Consider the following 22,936-nt stretch of genomic DNA (forward strand, 5'->3'; position numbering starts at 1 on the left):
TTCTTTTTTTCTTGTGCTCATTATGTGCAGGGACTTGTAAGAAGTTTCCTAGGAAACCTGAAACTTGCTGAAAGCCCCGCAGTGTATGGGCTTGCGCTCATGTCGGCCGCGATGACGAAATGCCATGCGCTTAACTGTTTCAAATAACTACAAAACTTAAGTGTTAGCATTTCAGCGTCTATTAATTAATGAAGACTGATTGCGCGCTCGCCCCGCGTGGGTGCGTGATTAAAAACTTTGATACCGGGTGAAGTACTGATGAGCACGATCCATGATCAGGCAATGAATTATGTCTACCAGCAAGTATTGCAGCGACTGCTGAGTTTCTTTTCCCGTGCTGAGCGCACGGCCTTGCAGCTGTTGATCCAGCGCATTGCGGTTGCCGCCGGGGGCATGGAGCGCATCGGTGAATTCAAGGTATTGGTGACCCAATCCGGCACACGCGACTGTTGCTACAGTCTGGCCTTGTTACGCGCAGCGCAACTGAGCATCGCCGGGCGAGCCCCCGCCACCTTCCACTTGCGGGTCGCCACACTGCGTTGCAATGGCGTACCGGCTTCGGCATTGCACAACATGCATCGCAGCTTCAGTGCACTGTTCCTGCACGACGATCCAAGGGTCGAGCTTTTGATGGTGGATCATCGCGAGATCCTGCCGTTCAACCATCTGGCGCCTGTTTGCGATGAGGGGCGCGAGGCCGGCAGACTCAACCTGCTGATGATAGGGCACCGTCGTGGATGGAATGAGGACCTCACGCTCTGGGACGACCTGTATCTGACCACTGCCGAGTTCTACGGTCAGGTCGCCCGATGGAATAACGGTGTCGACGCTTTGATCAGTAGCGACAACGCACGTCGTCAGGAGCAATTTATCGACGGCCTTGATCGGGCGGTACGCAAGGCCGGCCTTGGCGGACTGGCGCGAAAGGGGGGAGGATTTGATGAATTGTTCGGATTGCTCGACAGCATCGGTGGCGATTGTTATCGCGAACTCTATTCCCAGGACGACCGGGTACCTTGGCGACCGCTCGGCGAATTCGAGGCCTGCCGTCGAACCGGCTATATCGGCATCGACGATATGGTCGTCGGCAAAATGGAGGAGCGCTGGCCCTTGCTCAGCGATTTCCTCGGGTTCCAGGCCGATGACCTGATGCTTGAAGCCTGCACTGGGGAATGCACCGACCCTTTGGTCGGTGCCTACCTCAAGGGGTTGCAAGCCAGTTATATCGAAGGGCGCAACTATGAAGCCGGTGTATCGGACTATCTGCAGCAATACCTGGCGACGATGCGCCGCAGGAACACACCCGAACAGATCTGCGAACGTTTCATCGCCACATTCTGCAATCTGTCCGATCTCGCCGGACAGCGGTCGCAGGCAGCGGCCTCGCTGCAAAAGAATGTCGGCCTCAACGAGTCGCAGCTGGTTTGCCTGCTGTTCGCGCCTTTCATCAATGCCGGCGCCGGCCTTGAACGCTTCCTGCGCACCTGCCATCCGGGCATGCTGGTCGCCATGCCGGATCTGCACCGTGCCATGCAAGGCCTGCACGCGCCAGAGCAAGTCTTGCAATGGATGACCGATGTCAGCGGTATGCCTTTGCGGCTGATCTGCCGGTTGTATGCGATGGATGCAATCCGGATGGGCGATCACGTTGCGAAGACGCATGAACGGCCCGAGCACGAGGTCGCTGCGAGTGACCGATCGGCGGAAGGTTGAGTGCGATTTTGCTGCTCCGTCACGGGAACGCGCCCGCGGGCATCTGCTCATGAGTGAGTCGCAGGCGTCCGATTTTGCCTATCAGGCGGTCTATCGCTACCTGACGCAACTGATTAACGAACCGGGCATTCAGGGACCCATTCGACTGCCATCGTTAAGGCAACTGGCCGAGCGGTTGAACGTATCGATTTCGACCATTCAGTACGCCTACGCACTGCTGGAGAAAGAAGGCCGGGTCTATTCCGTGGCCAAGTCCGGTTACTTTGCACAGACAACATCGACGATCATGCCGCCAGGGCGCGGCAGTGATTTGCTGGAAACGGTCTACGTCAACGCCAGATGCGCTGGCATGCAGGTACTGAGTGCGGATGAGCCGGCCCTGGTTCAGCCTTTGGATCGCCCTTTGCTGATGCTCGAGCGAGAGCTGTTGCGCCAGTATCCCCAGCACTTGCAGGCGCCCGCCCAGCCTTGCGGCGAGCTGGAGTTGCGCACGTTGCTGGCGGCGCGCTACACCTCATCGGCGAAACATTGCTGGCACGCCGAGGATGTCTACATCGGTGCCGATCTGAGAGGCGTGCTGGAAATCCTGATCGCCGTTCTCGAATTGCGCCATGCAACCGTAGTTGTCGAATCGCCCTGTGACTGGATGCTCCTGCGTCTGCTGGACTCTGCCGAAGTCCGGGTTATCGAACTCCCGATTGAGCCAGACGGGGCACTCGATCTGCAGAGACTGCAGAGAATGCTCGAAACCGAGCGGGTGCGGTTGATCCTGCTGTCTTCGAAACTGAACATGCCCCACGGCAGCCGTATACCCCAGAACAGTCGCCAGGCCGTCGCGCAGTTGCTCGCGAATCATGGCACCTGGGTTCTGGAGAATGATTGTCATGGCGAGTTGCTGGACGACGATGACGGTGAGCCGCTGCGCGAACTGGTGGATCCCGACCGGCTGTTGGTTTTTTCCATGTTCGAAAAAATCATCGGGGTTGAAGCGCCCTACGGGTTTGTCCTGTCGCGACAATGGCGCGCCGATCTGCAGCGTCACTTCCTGTTGCGTTCGTTTCGTCTGTCACCGATCCGCCAGAGGGCCATTGCCCGACTCTATGGGAGCGGGCGGGTCGACCAGCACTTGCCGGTACTCAAGCGCATGCTCAAGGAGCGTCGGACGCGATGGATCGAGTTGATACGTGAGCGCCTGGGTGATGTTGTGCAGATCATCGAACCTCAGGGTGGCGCCACGATCTGGCTGCATTCTGCGCGCTCGATCACAATGGATGCCGTGTTTCAGCGTCTGCTTAAACAACACGTGCTGATTGCACCGGGAGAGCTGTTCAGTCTTCAGGGGCTGCACGCACAGAACCTGCGCCTGAGTGTAACCGGCAGCGCCGAACTCGAGTTGTTAATACTTGTCGGACTGCTTGGGGATGCGTTACGACTGGCTCCGCGGGCGGATGTGCGCAAACGCCCGGCCTGTATGCAATAGACCCCATCGCACTCCGGACAAACTGCCAGTAAACTCCCTTGTAATTTCCTGAACCACTCTATTTCAGAGGTTTTGCATGACACTCAGTCCTTTTGCGGGCAAACCGGCACCGGCAGAACTGTTGGTCGACATCCCGCGACTGGTTACGGCGTATTACACCGGTCAACCCGACGCCTCGGTTTCCACCCAGCGCGTGGCGTTCGGCACCTCCGGACACCGGGGCAGTTCCTTTGATTTGAGTTTCAACGAATGGCATGTGCTGGCCATCAGCCAGGCGATCTGCCTGTATCGCGAAGCCCAGGGCATCACCGGGCCGCTGTTCGTCGGTATCGATACGCATGCGTTGTCGACCCCGGCCGGGGCCAGCGCCCTGGAAGTGCTGGCGGCCAACGGTGTGACGGTAATGATCGCCGAAGGCGATGAGTACACCCCGACCCCGGCAGTCTCCCACGCCATTCTTTGCTACAACCGTGGTCGCACCACCGGCCTGGCCGACGGCATCGTCATCACTCCGTCGCACAACCCGCCTCAAAGCGGTGGCTACAAATACAACCCAACCAATGGTGGCCCGGCCGACACCCACATTACCAAGTGGATCGAAGCCAAGGCCAACGAACTGCTGGCCAACAAACTGGCCGGCGTCAAACGCGTCAGCTACGAACAAGCGCTCAAGGCCAGCACTACCCATCGCCACGACTACGTCAACACCTACGTGGCCGACCTGATCAACGTCATTGACTTCGAAGCCATTCGCGGCGCGAAGCTGCGCCTGGGCGTCGACCCGCTGGGTGGAGCAGGGGTGCGCTACTGGTCAGCGATTGCCGAGCACTATCGTTTGGACCTGGACGTGGTGAACAAGGAAGTCGATTCGACGTTCCGTTTCATGACCGTCGACTGGGACGGGCAGATTCGCATGGACCCATCGTCCAGCCATGCCATGCAAGGCCTGATCGGCCTGAAAGAGCGCTTTGACGTGGCCTTCGCCTGCGACCCGGACCACGACCGTCACGGGATCGTCACGCCGTCCGGCGGCTTGCTCGCTCCTAACAACTATCTGGCGGTGTCGATCGATTACCTGTTCCAGAACCGTCCGCAGTGGCGCGCTGATGCGGCCGTGGGTAAAACCGTGGTCAGCAGCGGTCTGATCGATCGCGTGGCCAAGCGCTTGGGCCGTCGCCTGTACGAAGTGCCGGTCGGCTTCAAGTGGTTTGCCGACGGCCTGTTCGACGGCTCGCTGGGTTTTGGCGGCGAAGAAAGCGCCGGCGCCTCGTTCCTGCGCAAGGACGGCGGTGTCTGGAGCACCGACAAGGACGGTCTGATCCCGGCCCTGCTGGCCGCTGAAATGACCGCCCGCACCGGCCGCGACCCAAGCCAGGCCTACCGTGCACTGACCGACGAGCTGGGCGAACCGTTCTCGGTGCGTGTCGACGCCAAGGCCAATCCTGAACAGAAAGCCCTGCTGAGCAAGCTGTCGCCGGAGCAGGTCACCTCGACCGAGCTGGCGGGCGAGAAGATCCAGAGCATTCTCAGCCATGCGCCTGGCAACGATCAGGCCATCGGCGGTCTGAAAGTGATGACCGAAAACGGCTGGTTCGCTGCACGTCCGTCGGGTACCGAGGACATCTACAAGATCTACGCCGAGAGCTTCATCGGCGACGACCACCTCAAGCAACTGGTGGCCGAAGCGCAAACCCTGGTGGACGGTGCGATCAGCACCAGGTAAAACCAGGCAACGGAAAAGGGCGACCCGGTGGTCGCCCTTTTTTGTGCCCGCGATTCGCCGGTCAGGCCAGGTCCACCAACACGATCTCGCTGTCTTCCAGCGCCGTGACGGTCAATATTTGTTCATCGGCTACCGCCACACCGTCTCGAGCTTGCGCGCGCAAGCCATTGACTTCAATGACACCTGTCGCCGGAACCAGATACGCCCGACGTCCGGCATCGAGGCGGTATTCAGCCGTTTCCCCGGCCTTGATATTGGCCGCCACCAAACGTGCGTCGGCGCGAATACGCAGGCTCTGATCGTCACCTTCCTTGCCGCTGGCGAGGGTCACGAAGCCTTCGCGGTCGCCTTTCGGGAACGGTTTGGCGCCCCAGGACGGTGGTGCACCGGTTTCGGTCGGCAGAATCCAGATCTGGAAAATCTTGGTGTCCGTGGCTTCCAGGTTGTATTCGCTGTGGGCGATCCCGGTGCCGGCGCTCATCACTTGCACGTCGCCAGCCTCGGTACGGCCCTTGTTGCCCAGGTTGTCCTGGTGGCTGATCGCACCTTCACGTACGTATGTGATGATTTCCATGTCACGGTGTGGGTGGGTCGGGAAGCCCGTGCCCGCAGCAATGATGTCGTCGTTCCACACGCGCAGGTTTCCCCAGCTCATGCGTTGCGGATCGTAGTACTCGGCGAACGAAAAATGGTGGTGGGCATCCAACCAGCCGTGATGGGCGCCGCCCAGCGAGCTGAAAGGTCTGAGTTCAAGCATGATCGTCTCCTCAAAAGGTTCGTCATGGGGCGTGATGCCTGAGCCACGAAGCGAGACCGGTGATTGATGACGGCCATCATCTATCAGTCAATAATCGATAAAAAGCGTAAAAAGTGCGGCATTCCAATCGAATCAATTGATATGAGAAAAGCTCGAAACCGTCTTATCCCACTTTCAGTTCATCGCCTAAACCAATGACCTGTAAGCATTTCGCTAGAACAAAAAAGCAAATGCAGACACCATTAGCCCCAACAGCCTCATATCCGGAGTCCGTCAGCGTGGCGCAACACATCCCCGATCTTCCTCCCGAACTTCGTCCCTTGGCCGAGATGCCCTGGTTCAAACGCCTGGCGGCGCGTTTCCTTGGCCACGGTCTGACGCAACTGCGCGCCCAGCATCGGGCCTCGTGGCTGCACGGCCAGGCCGACGGCTTTCGCAGCGGGCATACTGCCGGCGTGGATTACGGGTACAAGGAGGGCAAGGCTGACGGTCTGGAAGAAGGCCGCCAGGTTTTGTTGATCCGCGACAGCCGCAATACCGAGCATCGCCCGCCGAGTATCGACAATCATCTGTTCGACGACTGGCGTCTGCCACTCAGCGCAGAACTGAAGAAACGCATGAAGGCCGACGTCGCGCGTCTGTTGCCAGTTCACGCTCAGCCGAGCGTGGCGCAATGGAAGATGATTTTCAGCGATACGCCGTCAACGTCAGTGATTGCCGGGGCCGGCGCCGGCAAATCGACCACGCTGGTGCTGCGGATCCTGCTGCTGACTCATTACTTGGGCTTTGAGCTTGATTCGATGACCGTGGTGACGTTCACCCGCGAATCGCGCAAGGACTTCATCAACAAACTGATCGAACTGTTCGCATTGTGGGGGCGGGCATTGAGTCAGAAAGACGCAAAGGATCTGGTGCGCACCTTTCACTCGCGAATCCTGCCGATGGTCCGCAGTCTGCCGGGGTTCGAGCGCTTGCAGGCATTCGAAAACCTCAGCCACCGCGCGCCCGGTGCGGATGAAGACGTCGACAGCAATCCGTTCGATCTGCGCATCAACGACGCTCAGCGCCAGCAGCTCAACGCCTGCTACCACCGTCTCTACCACGAAGACCCGCGCTTCGCGCAATTGATCCAGCCATTGTCCCGCCACGCGTTGCAGCTTAAAGAGCTGGAGCGCGATCACCCGGACGTGCAAAAACGGGTGGCAGTAACAGAGCTGGCGGCTCGCCGCGATGAAGAGCTGTGCGACATGATCGAGGACATGTGGCTGCGCGCCGGGGCTTGGCCGATCAAGGGCATCGAGCCGAGCCGCCAGACATTCGAAATCAACGGCGCATCGTTCCATTGTCACGGCTACCTTCCGAGCCTGGATGCCTGGGTCGTGCTGGGCTTCGATCCACGGGAAAGTCCTCAGGTTTGTCGTCCAAACGCCAAACTGACGGTACGCGCGGAGTGGGCCGTAAAGCGCACCCTGTTTCAAGCTTTCTGTCGTAAGCCATTGATTTGGCTTGATAGTTATGAGTCGTCAAAGCGTTTATTGGCCACGCTTGCAGGTGATGTCAGCGCCGGCCCCGGCTTCGATTACAAGGTCAAGGGCGAGCTGGCATCCGCGCCGTTGCTCGATTGTTTTGTCGCTGCCGCAGGCTTCATCGAGAACCTGGGTCTGGATGTTCCAGACGCCGTTAGCCGCATGAGTTTCGCCAAGGACGATCCGGACCGGTTTTTCTTCGAAGCTTTAAGCCTGTTCTGGCGAGCGCTGGAAGATCACTTGCTGGATCAGAAGCCGCCGGTCATGACCTACAACCGGATGTTCGCCCTGTTCAGCGAGCACTCACCGGAAAACTTCAAATTGCTGAGCGATGAGCTGCTGCGGCCGATGTCGCACCTGATGATCGATGAGTTTCAGGACGTTTCGCCGCAGATTGTCTCGTGGATCCGCGCCAGCCTCTCGCAAATCCGCAGTCGCGGCCCGGCCATGCACGTCGGACGCGGGGCGCAGCGATCATCGCTGCTTTGCGTCGGCGACGACTGGCAGTCGATCTACGGCTGGCGCGGCAGTTCGCCGAGCTACTTCATGGAGTTCAACAAGGAGTTCCCGTCGCCGAGCACGACCCGGGTGATGCTCAGCGACAACTATCGCAGCCATCAGCACATCATCGATGCAGCAGAGCACATCGTCCGGGCAGCACCGGCGATTGCCGGCAAGAAGGCCAAGGCCAGCGGCGTAGAAAGACCTTTACAGCCAGTCAACGTGCTGGAGCGCGACGATCAGGCACTCGGCCAGCGCCTGGCGGAACACTATCGAAAGGGTGATTCAATCCTGATGCTCTATCGAAAAAGTAGCGATAAGTCATTGATAGAACAGCATATTCAGTCTGTAGTTAATGTTGATTCGAGCTTGCCGTACGAGTCTCGACGCCTGAAGCAACTGACCTATCACAGCGCCAAAGGCCTGCAGGCCGACGCGGTTTTCCTGCTGGGTGATTGCCAGCATCTGACCAGTTCACCTTACAAGAATCAGGTGTATCGCATGGCCGGACTGGGCAAGGCCGGCGACAGCGAACCGTATGACAGCGCGCAGAAAGACGAAATCCTGCGCCTGGCTTACGTCGGGATCACCCGCGCAGTCAGTCATTGCTACTGGTATGTCGAGCCGCAGGACACTCAGGCGGTCAACATGCCTCGCGCATCGGACCGGGTGGCCAAGGGTAAACCGTTCTTCGTCGATCATCGGCCAGACAAGAAAACCGCCTGAATCCAGCGCCCATAAAAAAGCCCGCACGTAGCGGGCTTTTGTGTTCTAAATCATTTGGTTATGCATAACTCTTGAGAGATTTCGGAGGTATAAAAGTCTCCAGCTCATCCTCAATCGCTTCGATTATTCGTTCCACATCCGCCGCATTCATCACCGTGGCGCAGGGGATGCCGGCGATCGCGATCAGGGTTTCGCCACTGGCCCGATCGAACAGGCGAGCGACCAGACTGCCCGGCGCATCCATGGTGGCTTCGAAACCCATGGGATGAAAATGCCAGCGCATCAGCTGGCAGGCATTGGGGAACGTGACTTTGCTTGAGCCTTTGATCATGTGTTGCCCGCCTTCTTCATCGAGCGCTTCCGTTTGCTCATGGTAGGTGGGAAGAGCCTTCATTGGCTCAACCGGTGACTGCCTTTAAAAGTAGCATCTGAATGTGAAATTCCTGTGAGAATTTTCAGTTCATTTAGCGATTGCGCGGATTCTTTTGATGTAAGTCACGGCCCACCCCAATCATCGCCAAAATGCCATCACGGCCGGTTGTTGAAGCAGTGGCAGAAGTTGGGCAAGCTCGGTTCTTTTTCCAAGAGTCTTTTTATGCACGCCGATGATGACGGCCCGGAACAGACTCCGGCCACGGCCGAAACGGTCATGCGCTATCACCTGCGCTGGAAACACCGCGACCTGGATGGCGTGATGGCGCTGTACCACCCGGACATCCAGTACCACGATTTTTTCCAGAACCGCGTGCTCGGCCTCGATGAGCTGCGCGAGTACGTGCGAGTCAGCATGCCGCGCGAGTCCGACGAAGCGCTGGAGCATTGCGATCGCATTCGCATCGACGGCAACACCGCCTTCATTCAATACGAAGTGACATTGCGCGGCGGTAACGGTCTGGTGTCGTTCCGCTCCAGTGAAGCGATCACGGTCAAGGACGGGCAGATCTGGCGAGTCAACGAATATGCATCACTGGTGCGCGAACAGGCCACCAGCCCGACGGCAACCCGTCAGCGCCCGGCGGTGAGTCGCCTGGGACTGTCACCGCGCCAGTTGAGCTTCATGGCCGATGACTTGCAGCAGTATTTCCAGCGTCAGCAACCGTATCTCGACCCCGAGCTCGACCTGCAACGGGTGGCGAAGGAGTGCGGGTACAGCCGTAACCAGATTTCTTATTTGCTGAATCAGGTGCTCGGGCAAAGCTTCTACCGCTACGTCAATCAGGCGCGTCTGCAACATCTATTGCAGTCGCTGGACAATGCCACGCCACCACTGCGCATTGACGAACTGGCTTTCGCTGCCGGTTTCAATTCGCTGTCGGCTTTCTATAGCTGCTTTCGTCAGCACACCGGGCAGTCGCCGAAAGCTTATGCGAAGCAAATTTCTTTGCGGACACGCGCGCAAGACAATCCCTGAGTCCAGCCACTAGGATCGACGCCATCGAAACCTGGATTGGCGGAGTCTTGCATGCCGGCGTGGCGCACTATCAGTTTGTGGATGGACCAACTCGACGAGCCGCTGACCGCGCGCCCGGCGCTTGCGCAGGATCTGGACGTCGACGTGGCGATCATCGGCGCCGGTTACACCGGGCTGTGGACGGCGTACTACCTGAAGCAACAGGCGCCAAACCTGAATGTCGCCATTATCGAAGCGCAAACCGCCGGGTTCGGCGCATCCGGTCGCAACGGCGGCTGGTTGATGGGCAATCTGCTGGGCGAGGATCGCCTGCTGGCAGGGTTGTCGCCACAACAACGCCGCGCTTCATTCGACTTGTTGCACAGCATTCCCGATGAAGTAGAAGTCGTCCTCGAACGCGAAGGCATCGACTGCGATTACCGCAAAGGCGGGGTGCTGTACTGCGCCGCGCGCTATCCCGAGCAGCAAGCCAGTCTTCGCGACTACCTGAAAAAGCTCCACGCCCAGGGCCTGACCGACGACGATTACCGCTGGCTCAGCCCGGAGCAACTGGCGCAGCAGATCCGTATCGCCAAACCTTACGGCGGCATCTTTGCGCCGCACGTGGCGACTATTCACCCGGCGAAACTGGTGCGCGGACTGGCGCGAACCGTCGAAGGCCTGGGGGTGAAGATCTACGAAAGCAGCCCGGTGACCCATTGGCAGGCCGGCAGGCTGCGTACCGATAAGGCCAGCGTGCGCAGTCGCTGGATCGTCCCGGCCATCGAAGGTTATTCCGTCACGCTGCCCCCGCTGGGGCGTTATCAACTGCCGGTGCAAAGCCTGATCGTCGCGACCGAGCCCTTGTCCACCGCGACCTGGGACGCGATCGGCCTCAGTCGGGGCCAGGCCTTCAGCGAATTCAGCCGTCAGGTCACTTACGGCCAGCGCAGCGCCGACAATCGCTTGATCTTTGGCGCCCGTGGCGGCTATCGGTTCGCCGGCAAGCTGCGCCACAACTTCGATCTGACCCGTGATGAAGTCGAACTGCGCCGCTACCTGTTCGGCGAGCTGTTCCCGCAACTGAAAAACGTGCAGATCACCCATGCCTGGGGCGGCAACCTCGGGATGTCGCGCCATTTCAAACCGCACATGCTCTGTGACCGGGCCAATGGAATCGCGCTGTCCGGCGGCTATGGCGGGGAGGGTGTCGGCGCGTCCAACCTGGGCGGTCGTACCCTGGCCGATCTGATTCTCGAGCGCGACTCCGAACTGACCCATCAGCCGTGGGTGCTGCCCGACGGTGGAATTCACGCGCTGCGGGCCTGGGAGCCGGAACCGTGCCGCTGGCTCGGCTACAACGCGATCATCAAAAGCTTCGTCCACGAAGACCAGACCCTGGCCAATCCGGCGACCGCGCCCTGGCGGCGCAAGCTTGCCAGTCAGGTGGCCGGTTTCATGGAAGGTTTCATGCACTGAACGATGTTGACTACGAGACAGGTAACGCCCATGAGCATCACCCAATTCAAGAACACCGCCCTGTTGCAACTGGAAGAATCCAACCCGGTGGCCGTGCCGCTCGGCACGCCGGTGGCGATTGCCTCGACCACCAGCGTCGAGCGCGACGACGGTGTCGAAACCGGCGTCTGGGAATGCACCCCCGGTCGCTGGCGCCGGCAGATCACCGCTCAGGAGTTCTGCCATTTCATTTCCGGCCGCTGCACGTTCACCCCGGACGACGGCGGCGAAACCCTGCACATACAAGGTGGCGACGCACTGATGTTGCCGGCCAACACGCTCGGGATCTGGGACATCCAGGAAACCGTGCGCAAGACCTATGTCCTGATTTTCTGACGTTTTGATCCTTTTGATTGCCTGCCAACAACAATAGCCAATACAGGAATCGATCCATGATCCGAAAGACCCTCGCGCTCGCACCCTTGATGCTCGCCGTCTCCCTCGCTCAGGCGGCGGATACGGTCAAGGTTTACAACTGGTCCGACTACATCGCGCCGGACACCACCAAAAACTTCGAAAAGGCCAGCGGCATTGGCGTCACCTATGACGTCTACGACAGCAACGAAACCCTCGACGGCAAGTTGATGACCGGCAAATCAGGTTACGACGTGGTGTTTCCGTCCAACCATTTCATGGCGCGGCAGATCGAGGGCGGGGCGCTGAAGAAACTCGACAAGAGCCAGTTGCCGAACTGGAAGAACCTCAACCCGGTGTTGCTCAAGGCCCTGCAGACCAACGATCCGGGCAATGAACACGGCTTTCCGTACCTGTGGGGCAGCACCGGCATCGGCTACAACATCGCCAAGGTCAAGGCTGTGCTGGGTGACAACGCGCCGGTGGATTCCTGGGACTTGATCTTCAAGCCTGAATACATGGAAAAACTGCAGAAATGCGGTGTGGCGATCCTTGATAACGGCCCGGAACTGCTGCCCGCAGCGCTCAACTACCTGGGTTTGCCGCATCACAGCAAGAACCCCGAGGACTACAAGAAAGCAGAAGCGCTGTTGATGAAAGTGCGGCCGTACGTCAGCTACTTCCATTCCTCGAAGTACACCAGCGACCTGGCCAATGGCGACATTTGCGTGGCCGTCGGTTTCTCCGGCGACATCCTGCAAGCGGAAAACCGCGCCAAAGAGGCGAAGAACGGCATCGACATCGGCTACGAAATTCCCAAGGAAGGCGCCGCCATCTGGTTCGACATGGTCGCCATGCCCGCCGATGCACCGGACGAGAAGGCTGGCTACGCGTTCATGAACTACCTGCTGCGCCCGGACGTGATGGCCGGCATCAGCAACTACGTGCACTACGCCAATGGCAACGAACAGGCCGACAGCCTGATCGACCCGGCGATCAAGAACGACACCAAGGTTTATCCAAGCCCGGAAATGATGGGCAAATTGTTTGCGCTGGAAGCGATGCCGCTGAACATCGACCGGATCCGGACGCGGGTGTGGAACAAGATTCGTACCGGCAGCTGAAAAAAAACAGGCGAGGGTGGCACAGCCCTCGCCTGATTATGTTGTGTTGGAGCAACTTGATATCAAACCACTGGCATTGTACTGATAACGTGCAGCAAAGTGAGACGCTGCTAACAAAAAACAACTTACCGATATTTAATATTTAAATAAGAAATCGTCAGACAATTAGGCAAATTCACCACACTTGCAAACTTCTTTCAGCGGCAGGCGCTTTGTTTACGGGAGTTTCCCGGAACAGTTCAATTTGATCTCGAAAAAACGCTAGACGTTAGATTTCAAATTGTGTCAGGTTTCTTACGCCTTCATTGGGCGAGTGATAGGACAATCTCGCCAGAGGTTGTCGCTATCGGACAAAAACTGTTCCATTGCTAAACAAGGAAGTGTGTTTATGTCGAAAGTAAAAGCTAACGCTGTTGATACCGCCGAACAGGCTTTCCAGTTGAGCGCGGCGCCGCAACCTCTGGCCGCGACCAGCACGGCGTATAACCAGATCAATAGCTTCAGCCACCAGTACGATCGTGGCGGCAACCTCACGGTCAATGGCAAACCCTCCTTTTCCGTCGACCAGGCCGCCACCCAGTTGCTGCGCGACGGCGCTGCCTACCAGGACAAGGATGGCAGCGGCAAGATCGAACTCACCTACACGTTCCTGACTTCGGCATCGTCCAGCACGATGTACAAGCACGGGATCAGCGGGTTCAGTCAGTTCAGTTCCCAACAGAAAGCCCAGGCCGTGCTCGCCATGCAATCCTGGGCCGATGTGGCCAACGTGACCTTCACCGAGAAAGCCTCGGGCGGTGACGGCCACATGACCTTCGGTAACTACAGCGGCGGCCAGGATGGCGCTGCAGCGTTCGCTTATCTGCCAGGCACCGGTGCCGGTTACGACGGCACGTCGTGGTACCTGATCAACAGTGGCTACACGCAAAACAAAAACCCGGATCTGAACAACTACGGTCGTCAGACCCTGACGCACGAAATCGGCCACACCCTTGGCCTGGCGCACCCGGGCGACTACAACGCCGGTAACGGCAACCCGACCTACAACGACGCGACCTACGGGCAAGACACCCGCGGCTACAGCGTCATGAGCTACTGGAGCGAAAGCAACACCAGCCAGAACTTCAGCAAGGGCGGCGTGGAAGCCTATTCCTCCGGCCCGCTGATGGATGACATTGCAGCGATCCAGAAGCTCTACGGTGCCAACATGACCACCCGTACCGGTGACACCACCTACGGCTTCAACTCCAACGCCGGTCGCGATTTTCTCAGCGCCTCGTCGTCGGCCGACAAGCTGGTGTTCTCGGTGTGGGATGCGGGCGGCAAGGACACCTTCGACTTCTCGGGTTTTACCCAGAACCAGAAGATCAACCTCAATGAAGCCTCGTTCTCCGACGTTGGCGGCCTGGTGGGCAACGTGTCCATCGCCAAGGGCGTCACCATCGAGAACGCGATCGGCGGCTCGGGTAACGACCTGCTGATCGGCAACAGCGTGGCCAACGAGCTCAAGGGCGGTGCCGGCAACGACATCCTTTACGGAGCCGGTGGTGCCGACAAGCTGTGGGGCGGCGCAGGTTCGGACACCTTTGTGTTCGCGGCCAGTTCCGACTCCAAGCCGGGTGCGATCGATCAGATCCTCGATTTCGTCAGCGGTCTGGACAAAATCGACCTGACCGGTATCACCAAGGGCGCCGGCCTGCATTTCGTCAGCGCCTTCACCGGCGCGGCGGGCGATGCGGTTCTGACGTCCTCGGGCGGCAACAGCCTGCTGTCGGTCGACTTCTCCGGGCACGGCGTGGCTGATTTCCAGGTCAGCACCGTCGGCCAGGCGGCGTTCAGCGACATCGTGGCGTGATGTAACACGGGAAAGCGGTGCGTGATGCGCCGCTTTCTTTACTTGCATCGCCATGGCCGGTAAGCAAGGCTACGTGCCGGAGTGAAATTTCCTATGATCCAATTCGCTTTTACCCGCAAAGCGGCGGCGTACTTGTTGCCGATGCTGATGATGATTTCTGGAGAAACAACCATGGCAAGCAGCCTGAGACTCGAAGACCCATCGGTATTTGCCGGACAGTGGCAAGCGACCCTGAGCGACCGCAGTGACAGCGCCGAAGCGCAGGCGATGCAAGATAAACCGTCGAACACTTGCCTGATCGATCTTGAAGCCAACCAGACGCTGGGCAAAGGTGCCGATTGCCTGAGCGCGTGGTTGCACGACGCAGCCATCGGCTGGTTCCCCGATCCGGACGGGCTGTCGATTACCGGCAAGGAAGGCTCAAGAATCCAGTTTTTCAGCCGACAACGTGATGGGCTTTATCTGAGCACTTTGAAGTCGGGCCTGGTGATTACACTTGAGCGTTCCTCGTAGCAGCCGTAATGACCGAAACCGACTGACCGTTTAAATATAAAGCGCCCCGTTACAGTTATAAGCCGCAGTGCAATAACACCGATGCCGGTTTTAATCGGAAAGTTGTTATTGAGGTGTAAGCAAGTACTGACGGTGTATGTCCCGCACTCAAGGCGGGCAATTAATTTGAAGTCTCGCCAAGCCGGGCGGGAAATACCATTTCAGGAATAATCAATGAAGATGGCGAAGGCCCCAGCCACCGCTCCCTTATTCAAGGCATTGGGTGACTATAAAAGCATTCTGATCAGCGTCGGATGCTTTACCGCACTGATTAACGTGCTGATGCTGGTGCCTTCCATCTATATGCTCCAGGTCTACGACCGGGTGCTGTCTTCGCAGAATGAAACCACCCTGGCGATGCTGTCGCTGATGGTCGTCGGTTTCTTCGCGTTTATCGGCCTGCTGGAAGTGGTGCGCAGTTTTATCGTGATCCGCATCGGCAGCCAGCTCGAGCGCCGTTTCAATCTGCGGGTCTATCAGGCAGCGTTTGAACGCAACCTGTTCAAGGGCGAGGGCAACGCCGGGCAGTCGCTGGGCGATCTGACCCACATTCGCCAATTCGTCACCGGGCCTGCGCTGTTCGCGTTTTTCGATGCGCCGTGGTTCCCGGTGTACCTGTTCGTGATTTACCTGTTCAACGTCTGGCTCGGCGTACTCGCCACCGCGGGCGCGCTGCTGCTGATTGCCCTGGCGTGCCTGAACGAATACATGACCAAGAAGCCGTTGGGCGAAGCCGCCGGTTTCTCGCAGAAATCCAGCCAGTTGGCCACCAGCCACCTGCACAACGCCGAAACCATTCAGGCCATGGGCATGCTCGGCGCGTTGCGCAAACGCTGGTTCCAGGTGCATTCGCGCTTTCTCGGGCTGCAGAACCAGGCCAGCGACACCGGCGCGGTGATCAGCTCGCTGAGCAAGACCCTGCGTCTGTGTCTGCAATCGCTGGTGCTGGGGCTGGGCGCACTGTTGGTGATCAAGGGCGACATGACCGCCGGGATGATGATCGCCGGCTCCATTCTGATGGGCCGGGTGCTGAGCCCGATCGATCAGTTGATTGCCGTGTGGAAGCAGTGGAGCGGGGCGAAGCTGGCTTACCGCCGCCTCGATGCCTTGCTGCAAGCCTTCCCGCCGAGCGATGACGCCATGGCGCTGCCGGCGCCAAAGGGCCAGATCACGTTTGAACAAGTTAGCGCAGGCCCTCCGGGTCAGCGCGCCGCGACCCTGCATATGGTCAATTTCAACCTGGCGGCCGGTGAAGTGCTGGGTGTGCTCGGTGCTTCCGGCTCCGGCAAGTCGACCCTGGCACGGGTGCTGGTCGGCGTATGGCCGGCGCTCGGCGGCACAGTGCGCCTGGACGGCGCCGACATTCACCGCTGGAACCGCGATCAGCTCGGCCCTTACATCGGTTATCTGCCGCAGGACATCGAACTGTTCAGCGGCAGCATCGCCGAGAACATCGCCCGCTTCAGTGAGGCCGATCCGCAAAAGGTTGTGGCCGCCGCGCAACAGGCCGGCGTGCACGAACTGATCCTGCGCATGCCGCAAGGCTACGACACCCAACTGGGCGAAGACGGCAGCGGTTTGTCCGGCGGTCAGAAGCAGCGCGTCGCACTGGCCCGTGCGCTGTACGGCAACCCGAGCCTGGTGGTGCTGGACGAGCCGAACTCCAACCTCGACACCGTCGGCGAAGCCGCGTTGTCCAGCGCGATCGTGCAGCTCAAGGCCCAAGGCACCACCGTGGTACTGGTGACCCACCGCTCTTCGGTGCTGGCCCAGGCCGACAAACTGCTGGTGCTCAACGATGGCCGCTTGCAGGCCTTCGGCCCGAGCCACGACGTGCTCAAGGCGCTGTCCGGTAACCAGCCCGGTAACCCGCCGCAACCAAACGACAAGCCTGCACAAGCACCGGCCGGGCTGAGCATGAGCCGCCAGTATCAGCCGACGACAAGGAATTCGGGTGTATGAGCAGCGCGAGCATGAACACGCAAAACGAAGCCACGATGGAACACGACTACATCACCGAGCGCCCGGAGCGCGATGCGAAGTTTTTCGCCCGCATGGGCTGGATTCTGGCACTGGTCGGCGCCGGCAGTTTCTTCACCTGGGCGGCATTGGCACCGCTGGATCAAGGGATTCCGGTGCAAGGCACCGTGGTGGTGTCGGGCAAGCGCAAGGCCGTGCAATCGATGAGCAGCGGCGTGGTCAGCCGGATTCTGGTGCGCGAAGGCGAAATCGTGAAGCAGGGCCAGCCTCTGTTCCGCCTCGACCAGACCCAGGTCGCCGCCGACGTGCAATCGCTGCAAGCGCAATACCGCATGGCCTGGGCCAGCCTGGCGCGCTGGCAGGCCGAGCGCGACAACCTCAAGCAAGTCACCTTCCCGGCAGAACTGAGCGACAACGCCGATCCGCGCCTGGCGCTGGTGCTGGAAGGCCAGCGGCAACTCTTCAGCAGCCGTCGCGAAGCGTTTGCCCGAGAACAGGCCGCCCTGCGCGCGAGCATCGAGGGCGCTAACGCGCAGCTGGCGGGCATGCGTCGCGCCCGAACAGACCTCAACGCGCAAGCCCAGTCGCTGCAACAGCAGTTGAGCAACCTGCAGCCGTTGGCGGACAACGGCTACATTCCGCGTAACCGCTTGATGGAATACCAGCGTCAACTGTCGCAGGTTCAGCAGCAACTGGCCGAGAACAGCGGCGAAAGTGGCCGGGTGGAGCAGGGCATTCTTGAGTCCCGGCTGAAACTGCAACAGCACAGCGAGGAGTACCAGAAGGAGGTCCGCACCCAGTTGGCCGATGCGCAACTGAAAAGCGTCACCCTGTCCGAGCAACTGACCTCCGCCGGCTTTGACCTGCAGCACAGCGAAATCCTCGCCACCGCCGACGGCGTGGCGGTCAACCTCGGCGTGCACACCGAAGGCGCCGTGGTCCGTCAGGGCGAAACCCTGCTGGAAATCGTTCCGCAAGGCACGCGCCTGGAAGTCGAGGGGCACCTGCCGATCAATCTGATCGACAAGGTCGGTACACACCTGCCGGTCGACATCCTGTTCACCGCGTTCAACCAGAGCAAGACGCCACGGGTGCCCGGCGAAGTCAGCCTGATTTCCGCCGACCAGATGGTCGACGAGAAAACCGGCGTGCCGTACTACGTGTTGCGCAGCAGTGTCAGCGATCAGGCCATGGAACAACTCAACGGTCTGGTGATCAAGCCCGGCATGCCGGCGGAAATGTTCGTGCGCACTGGCGAACGTTCACTGCTCAATTACCTGTTCAAACCGCTGCTCGATCGGGCCGGCTCCGCGTTGACCGAAGAATAAGGATGTTCGGCTGTATGAATAAGCTTTCCATGCTGGCGGCAGCCTTCGCGCTGCTCGCGGGCAACAGTGCAATGGCGGCCATGGGGCCGTTCGCGATCTACGAACAGGCGTTGCGCAATGATCCGGTGTTCCTCGGCGCGATCAAGGAGCGCGATGCAGGCCTTGAAAACCGAGCCATCGGCCGCGCCGGTCTGTTGCCGAAACTGGGTTACAACTACAACAAGGGCCGCAACTCGTCGAAAGCCACGTCCCTCGACGAACGCGCGCGCAACCGCACCGATGAGCGTAACTACAGCAGCTACGGCTCGAGCCTGACCCTGCAACAGCCGTTGCTCGACTACGAAGCCTACGCGGCCTATCGCAAGGGCGTGGCCCAGTCGCTGTTTGCCGATGAAAACTTTCGCGGCAAGAGCCAGGAGCTGTTGGTACGGGTGCTCGACAACTACACCAAGGCCTTGTTTGCCCAGGACCAGATCGACATCGCGCAGGCCAAGAAAAAGGCGTACGAACAGCAGTTCCAGCAGAACGAACACATGTTCCGCCAGGGCGAGGGCACGCGCACCGATATCCTCGAAGCCGAGTCGCGTTATGAACTGGCGACCGCCGAGGAAATAGAGGCCCGCAACGAGCAGGACGCCGCGTTACGGGAGCTTGGTGCACTGGTCGGGGTGCCGGCGGTGGACATCACTGATCTGGCGCCGCTGGATCAGAACTTTCAGACCTTCGCCTTGATGCCGGCCAACTACGACACGTGGCACGAACTGGCGATCAGCAACAACCCGAACCTTGCGTCCCAGCGTCAGGCCGTGGAAGTGGCGCGTTACGAAGTCGAGCGCAACCGCGCCGGGCATCTGCCGAAAGTCAGCGCCTATGCCACGATGCGCCAGAACGAGTCGGAAAGCGGCAACACCTACAATCAGCGCTACGAAACCAACACCATCGGTTTCGAAGTCAGCGTGCCGTTGTACGCCGGTGGTGGTGTGTCGGCCTCGACTCGTCAGGCCAGCCGCACCATGGAACAGGCCGAGTACGAACTGGACGGCAAGACCCGCGAAACGTTGATTGAACTGCGTCGCCAGTTCAGCGCGTGCCTGTCCGGGGTCAACAAATTGCGCGCCTATCAAAAGGCACTGGCCTCGGCCGAAGCGCTGGTGGTGTCGACCAAACAAAGCATTCTCGGTGGCGAACGAACCAACCTCGACGCACTGAACGCCGAACAACAACTATTTACCACCCGCCGCGACCTCGCACAGGCACGCTATGACTACCTCATGGCCTGGACCAAGTTGCATTACTACGCGGGCACCTTGAGCGAGCAGGATCTGGCGCGGGTGGATGAGGCCTTCGGACAAGGCCCAAGGACCCAATAACGCCGTAATTTCAACGCAAAAAGCATCGACCCAAAACAACAAAAAGAGTGGTGAACATGGACGTACGCATCAAGCCGATTTCGGTCGGCACTCTGCTGCTTGTGATTTCTACAACCCAGGCTCAGGCCCAATACCTCGAAGCCGGGAAACCCGGCGATCCGGCCAGTTGGCGCAGTGCCGAATTCCTGCGCGACTGGGGACTGCGGCGGATGCAGGTCGATCAGGCCTATGCCGCCGGCATCACCGGCAAGGGCGTGAAGATCGGCGCGCTGGATTCGGGTTTCGACGCGGCGCATCCCGAGTTCGCCAGTGATCGCTATCACCCGGTACTGGCCAGCGGCAGCTACCTTGACGGCTCGCTGTTCAACGTCAACGGCACCCTCAACCCGAACAACGACTCCCACGGCACCCACGTGGTCGGCACCATGGGCGCGTCCCGCGATGGCACCGGCATGCATGGCGTGGCGTACAACGCGCAGATATACGTCGGCAACACCAACAAAAACGATCGTTTCCTGTTCGGTCCCAACCCCGATCCGCGCTACTTCAAAGCGGTGTACGACGCGCTGGCCGACGCCGGCGTGCGGGCGATCAACAACAGCTGGGGCAGCCAGCCGCCGGATGTCAGCTATCGAACCCTTGCGGATATGCATGCCGCCTATGCCCAGCACTGGAACAAGGGCACCTGGCTCGACGCGGCGGCAGACGTTTCCCGTCGGGGCGTGATCAACGTGTTCAGCGCCGGCAACAGCGGCTACCCGAATGCCAGCGTGCGCTCGGCGCTGCCGTACTTTCAGCCGGATCTGGAAGGCCACTGGCTGGCGGTCTCCGGACTCGATCAAAGCAATCAGCAGAAGTACAACCAGTGTGGCATCGCCAAATACTGGTGCATCACCACACCGGGGGCGAAGATCGACAGCACCATTCCCGACGGCGGTTATGCGATCAAGTCCGGCACCTCGATGGCCGCGCCGCACGCCACCGGTGCACTGGCGTTGGTGATGGAGCGCTACCCGTACATGAACAATCAGCAGGCTCTTGAGGTACTGCTGAGCACGGCTACCCAGCTCGATGGTTCGGTGACCGATGCACCGACCGAACGGGTCGGCTGGGGCGTGGCCAACCTGTACCGGGCGATGCGCGGGCCGGGTCAATTGCTCGGGGTGTTCGACGCCAATCTGGCGGCCGGACAGAGCGATGTCTGGAGCAATGACATCAGCGACAAGGCGCTGATCCAGCGTCAGAGCGAAGACCTCGCCGAGCACAGCGCCTGGCAGCAGACCCTGCAAAGCAAGGGCTGGCAGAACGGTGTGCCGGCCGGTGCCAGCCAGCAGGATCAGACTGATTACGCCGTGGGCATGGTTCGCGACGCAGCGGCGGCCGGCCGGGTGTATCAAGGCAGCCTGATCAAGTCCGGTGACGGGCGACTGGTTCTGACCGGGAATAACAGCTATCGCGGACCGACCACGGTCAACGGCGGCCTGCTGACGGTAAACGGTTCGCTGACCTCGGCCGTGACCGTCAATGACGGCGGCACCCTCGGCGGCTCCGGGCGCATTGGCGCACTGACCGCCAACAGCGGCGGCCGCGTGGCACCGGGCAATTCGATTGGCACCTTGACTGTGGCCGGTGACGTGACCTTCGCGCCGGGTTCGACCTACGCCGTAGAGTTGTCTCCCACCGACAGCGACCGCATCGTCGCTGGCGGCATCGCCTCCATCAACGGCGCCACTGTGAGCCTGTCGCTGGAAAACAGCCCGACGCTGCTCAGCACCACCGAGGCCAGAAGCCTGCTTGGCCGGCAGTACGACATTCTGCAAGCGGCGGGTGGCATTCAGGGCCGGTTCGGCGCGGTGCTGCCGGATTATCTGTTCATCGGTGGCAGCCTGGCCTACAGCGACAACGGCATCGGCCTGAGTGTCGAGCGCAACGCGACTTCGTTCGCCAGCGTCGGCCAGACCCCGAATCAACGCGCTGTGGCTGCCGCCGTGGAAGGCATGGGCGCGGGCAGTTCGGTTTATGAAAGCCTGCTGTTGTCGGCCACCGCCAGCGACGCGCAACAAGCCTTTCAACAGCTGAGTGGCGAAATCTACCCGGCCCTCGGCTCGATGCTGATCAACGACAGCCGGCAACTGCGCGATGCCATCGGCGAACGCCTGCATGACGCCCAAGCCACGCAAAGCAATGGCTGGATCAAGGCCCTCGGCGCCTGGGGCACTACCGATTCGCGCCACGACACCGCCGGTTACAGCACCTCCATCGGTGGCTTGCTGGCCGGTGTCGACGGTGCCGTCGACGAGCAGACTCGCATCGGTCTGGTCACCGGTTACAGCGACAGTTCGCTGAGCATGGGCTCCGGCACCCATTCTTCGGCCAAGGTCGACAGCTATCACCTGGGCGCCTACGCCGGTCACGACCTCGGCGCCTGGCGCCTGAGCACCGGCGCTGCCTACAGCTGGCATCGCGCCGATGTGAAACGCGACCTGCAGTACGGCAATGTCAGCGCCAAACAGAAAGCCAAGGTCGATGCCGCCACCACTCAGGTATTTGGCGAAGCGGCTTATCGACTGAACCTGCAACCGCTGGCCCTGGAGCCGTTCGCCAACCTGGCCTACGTGCACCTCGACACCGACGGCTTCACCGAGAAGGGCGACGCTGCGGCATTGAAAAGCAATGACGATCAGCGCGACGCGGTGCTCAGCACCCTCGGCGTGCGGGCGATCAAGACCTTTGACCTGTCGTCCGCGCAGAAGCTGGCAGTCAGCGGCCATGTTGGCTGGCAGCACAGCCTGACCGACATCGACTCCGAACAACATCTGCGCTTCGCCAGCGGCCGTGCGCCTTACACCGTAGAAAGCTCCGCGCTGGTGCGCGACGCTGCGCTGGTTGGCGTGCAGGCCAGCCTGGCACTGACCCGCGACGTGCGGGTGAACCTCGATTACACCGGACAACTGGCCAGCCGCGAGAAGAGTCACGGCGTGGGCTTGAGCCTGAACTGGCAGTTCTGACTGATCGCAACTGATCGAGACTGATTGATCG

The 22,936-nt window shown here is 60.1% G+C and carries 16 protein-coding genes; 14 read left to right on the forward strand and 2 right to left on the reverse strand.

All coding sequences use genetic code 11. The features are described 5' to 3' along the window. The first annotated feature begins 258 nt into the window (after positions 1-258). The 3 genes from ACKJSM_RS17385 (at position 259) to pgm (ending at position 4,916) form a co-directional block, all read left to right on the forward strand. Complete coding sequence (locus tag ACKJSM_RS17385; RefSeq protein ID WP_410238384.1) at positions 259-1,713, forward strand: hypothetical protein; 1,455 nt, start codon at positions 259-261, stop codon at positions 1,711-1,713. 49 nt (positions 1,714-1,762) lie between these two features. Then, entirely contained in the window at positions 1,763-3,193 is a 1,431-nt protein-coding gene (locus ACKJSM_RS17390; protein WP_410238385.1) for a PLP-dependent aminotransferase family protein, read from the forward strand. Positions 3,194-3,269: 76 nt separating this feature from the next. Continuing rightward, a complete protein-coding gene (pgm, locus tag ACKJSM_RS17395) occupies positions 3,270-4,916 on the forward strand; it encodes a phosphoglucomutase (alpha-D-glucose-1,6-bisphosphate-dependent) (protein ID WP_410238386.1) in 1,647 nt (548 codons plus the stop codon). A 61-nt stretch (positions 4,917-4,977) separates the two neighbouring features. Here the strand turns inward: pgm and ACKJSM_RS17400 are convergent, their stop codons facing one another. Continuing rightward, on the reverse strand, positions 4,978-5,673 hold the full coding sequence (locus ACKJSM_RS17400) for a pirin family protein (RefSeq protein WP_236178728.1): 696 nt from the start codon (positions 5,671-5,673) through the stop codon (positions 4,978-4,980). A 278-nt stretch (positions 5,674-5,951) separates the two neighbouring features. Here ACKJSM_RS17400 and ACKJSM_RS17405 point away from each other — a divergent pair, with 278 nt between their 5' ends. Continuing rightward, positions 5,952-8,426, forward strand: a complete 2,475-nt coding sequence (locus ACKJSM_RS17405; protein ID WP_410238387.1) for a UvrD-helicase domain-containing protein — start codon at positions 5,952-5,954, stop codon at positions 8,424-8,426. 58 nt (positions 8,427-8,484) lie between these two features. Here the strand turns inward: ACKJSM_RS17405 and ACKJSM_RS17410 are convergent, their stop codons facing one another. Continuing rightward, positions 8,485-8,757 carry a DUF1652 domain-containing protein gene (locus ACKJSM_RS17410; RefSeq protein ID WP_236179676.1) on the reverse strand — a complete coding sequence of 91 codons (273 nt, stop codon included), beginning with the start codon at positions 8,755-8,757 and terminating at the stop codon, positions 8,485-8,487. 264 nt (positions 8,758-9,021) lie between these two features. Here ACKJSM_RS17410 and ACKJSM_RS17415 point away from each other — a divergent pair, with 264 nt between their 5' ends. The 10 genes from ACKJSM_RS17415 to ACKJSM_RS17460 all read left to right on the forward strand — a co-directional run bounded on the left by ACKJSM_RS17415 (position 9,022) and on the right by ACKJSM_RS17460 (position 22,905). Then, positions 9,022-9,837, forward strand: coding sequence for a helix-turn-helix domain-containing protein (locus tag ACKJSM_RS17415; RefSeq protein WP_236179639.1), 816 nt, complete (start codon positions 9,022-9,024; stop codon positions 9,835-9,837). Between the two features lie 51 nt (positions 9,838-9,888). Beyond that, positions 9,889-11,295 (forward strand): NAD(P)/FAD-dependent oxidoreductase, encoded by a 1,407-nt coding sequence (locus ACKJSM_RS17420; RefSeq protein WP_410238388.1) that lies wholly within the window; start codon positions 9,889-9,891, stop codon positions 11,293-11,295. Positions 11,296-11,325: 30 nt separating this feature from the next. Continuing rightward, on the forward strand, positions 11,326-11,670 hold the full coding sequence (locus ACKJSM_RS17425) for a cupin domain-containing protein (RefSeq protein WP_410238389.1): 345 nt from the start codon (positions 11,326-11,328) through the stop codon (positions 11,668-11,670). Positions 11,671-11,726: 56 nt separating this feature from the next. After that, the gene (locus tag ACKJSM_RS17430) at positions 11,727-12,812 is read left to right on the forward strand and encodes a polyamine ABC transporter substrate-binding protein (RefSeq protein ID WP_410238390.1); all 1,086 of its coding nucleotides are present in this window, start codon (positions 11,727-11,729) and stop codon (positions 12,810-12,812) included. A gap of 388 nt (positions 12,813-13,200) precedes the next feature. Further along, positions 13,201-14,667, forward strand: coding sequence for a serralysin family metalloprotease (locus tag ACKJSM_RS17435; protein ID WP_236179632.1), 1,467 nt, complete (start codon positions 13,201-13,203; stop codon positions 14,665-14,667). A gap of 93 nt (positions 14,668-14,760) precedes the next feature. Next, complete coding sequence (locus ACKJSM_RS17440) at positions 14,761-15,180, forward strand: AprI/Inh family metalloprotease inhibitor (RefSeq protein ID WP_410238391.1); 420 nt, start codon at positions 14,761-14,763, stop codon at positions 15,178-15,180. Between the two features lie 213 nt (positions 15,181-15,393). Continuing rightward, positions 15,394-17,181 (forward strand): type I secretion system permease/ATPase, encoded by a 1,788-nt coding sequence (locus ACKJSM_RS17445; protein ID WP_410238392.1) that lies wholly within the window; start codon positions 15,394-15,396, stop codon positions 17,179-17,181. Continuing rightward, on the forward strand, positions 17,178-18,527 hold the full coding sequence (locus ACKJSM_RS17450) for an HlyD family type I secretion periplasmic adaptor subunit (protein ID WP_410238393.1): 1,350 nt from the start codon (positions 17,178-17,180) through the stop codon (positions 18,525-18,527). The genes ACKJSM_RS17445 and ACKJSM_RS17450 overlap by 4 nt, the downstream gene beginning before the upstream one ends. A 2-nt stretch (positions 18,528-18,529) precedes the next feature. Next, the gene (locus tag ACKJSM_RS17455; protein WP_410238394.1) at positions 18,530-19,897 is read left to right on the forward strand and encodes a TolC family outer membrane protein; all 1,368 of its coding nucleotides are present in this window, start codon (positions 18,530-18,532) and stop codon (positions 19,895-19,897) included. Between the two features lie 56 nt (positions 19,898-19,953). After that, on the forward strand, positions 19,954-22,905 hold the full coding sequence (locus ACKJSM_RS17460) for an autotransporter domain-containing protein (protein WP_410238395.1): 2,952 nt from the start codon (positions 19,954-19,956) through the stop codon (positions 22,903-22,905). The last annotated feature ends 31 nt before the right edge of the window (positions 22,906-22,936 follow it).

The sequence above is a fragment of the Pseudomonas sp. PHC1 genome (genome assembly GCF_046487845.1).
GTDB lineage: Bacteria > Pseudomonadota > Gammaproteobacteria > Pseudomonadales > Pseudomonadaceae > Aquipseudomonas > Aquipseudomonas sputi.

Coding starts and splice junctions, on each gene's coding strand:
- ACKJSM_RS17390 (WP_410238385.1), top strand. CDS start 1,763: ATGAGTGAGTCGCAGGCGTCCGATTTTGCCTATCAGGCGGTCTATCGC.
- ACKJSM_RS17415 (WP_236179639.1), top strand. CDS start 9,022: ATGCACGCCGATGATGACGGCCCGGAACAGACTCCGGCCACGGCCGAA.
- ACKJSM_RS17420 (WP_410238388.1), top strand. CDS start 9,889: ATGCCGGCGTGGCGCACTATCAGTTTGTGGATGGACCAACTCGACGAG.
- ACKJSM_RS17460 (WP_410238395.1), top strand. CDS start 19,954: ATGGACGTACGCATCAAGCCGATTTCGGTCGGCACTCTGCTGCTTGTG.
- ACKJSM_RS17455 (WP_410238394.1), top strand. CDS start 18,530: ATGTTCGGCTGTATGAATAAGCTTTCCATGCTGGCGGCAGCCTTCGCG.
- ACKJSM_RS17410 (WP_236179676.1), bottom strand. CDS start 8,757: ATGATCAAAGGCTCAAGCAAAGTCACGTTCCCCAATGCCTGCCAGCTG.
- ACKJSM_RS17440 (WP_410238391.1), top strand. CDS start 14,761: ATGATCCAATTCGCTTTTACCCGCAAAGCGGCGGCGTACTTGTTGCCG.
- ACKJSM_RS17445 (WP_410238392.1), top strand. CDS start 15,394: ATGAAGATGGCGAAGGCCCCAGCCACCGCTCCCTTATTCAAGGCATTG.
- pgm (WP_410238386.1), top strand. CDS start 3,270: ATGACACTCAGTCCTTTTGCGGGCAAACCGGCACCGGCAGAACTGTTG.
- ACKJSM_RS17400 (WP_236178728.1), bottom strand. CDS start 5,673: ATGCTTGAACTCAGACCTTTCAGCTCGCTGGGCGGCGCCCATCACGGC.
- ACKJSM_RS17435 (WP_236179632.1), top strand. CDS start 13,201: ATGTCGAAAGTAAAAGCTAACGCTGTTGATACCGCCGAACAGGCTTTC.
- ACKJSM_RS17425 (WP_410238389.1), top strand. CDS start 11,326: ATGAGCATCACCCAATTCAAGAACACCGCCCTGTTGCAACTGGAAGAA.
- ACKJSM_RS17450 (WP_410238393.1), top strand. CDS start 17,178: ATGAGCAGCGCGAGCATGAACACGCAAAACGAAGCCACGATGGAACAC.
- ACKJSM_RS17385 (WP_410238384.1), top strand. CDS start 259: ATGAGCACGATCCATGATCAGGCAATGAATTATGTCTACCAGCAAGTA.
- ACKJSM_RS17430 (WP_410238390.1), top strand. CDS start 11,727: ATGATCCGAAAGACCCTCGCGCTCGCACCCTTGATGCTCGCCGTCTCC.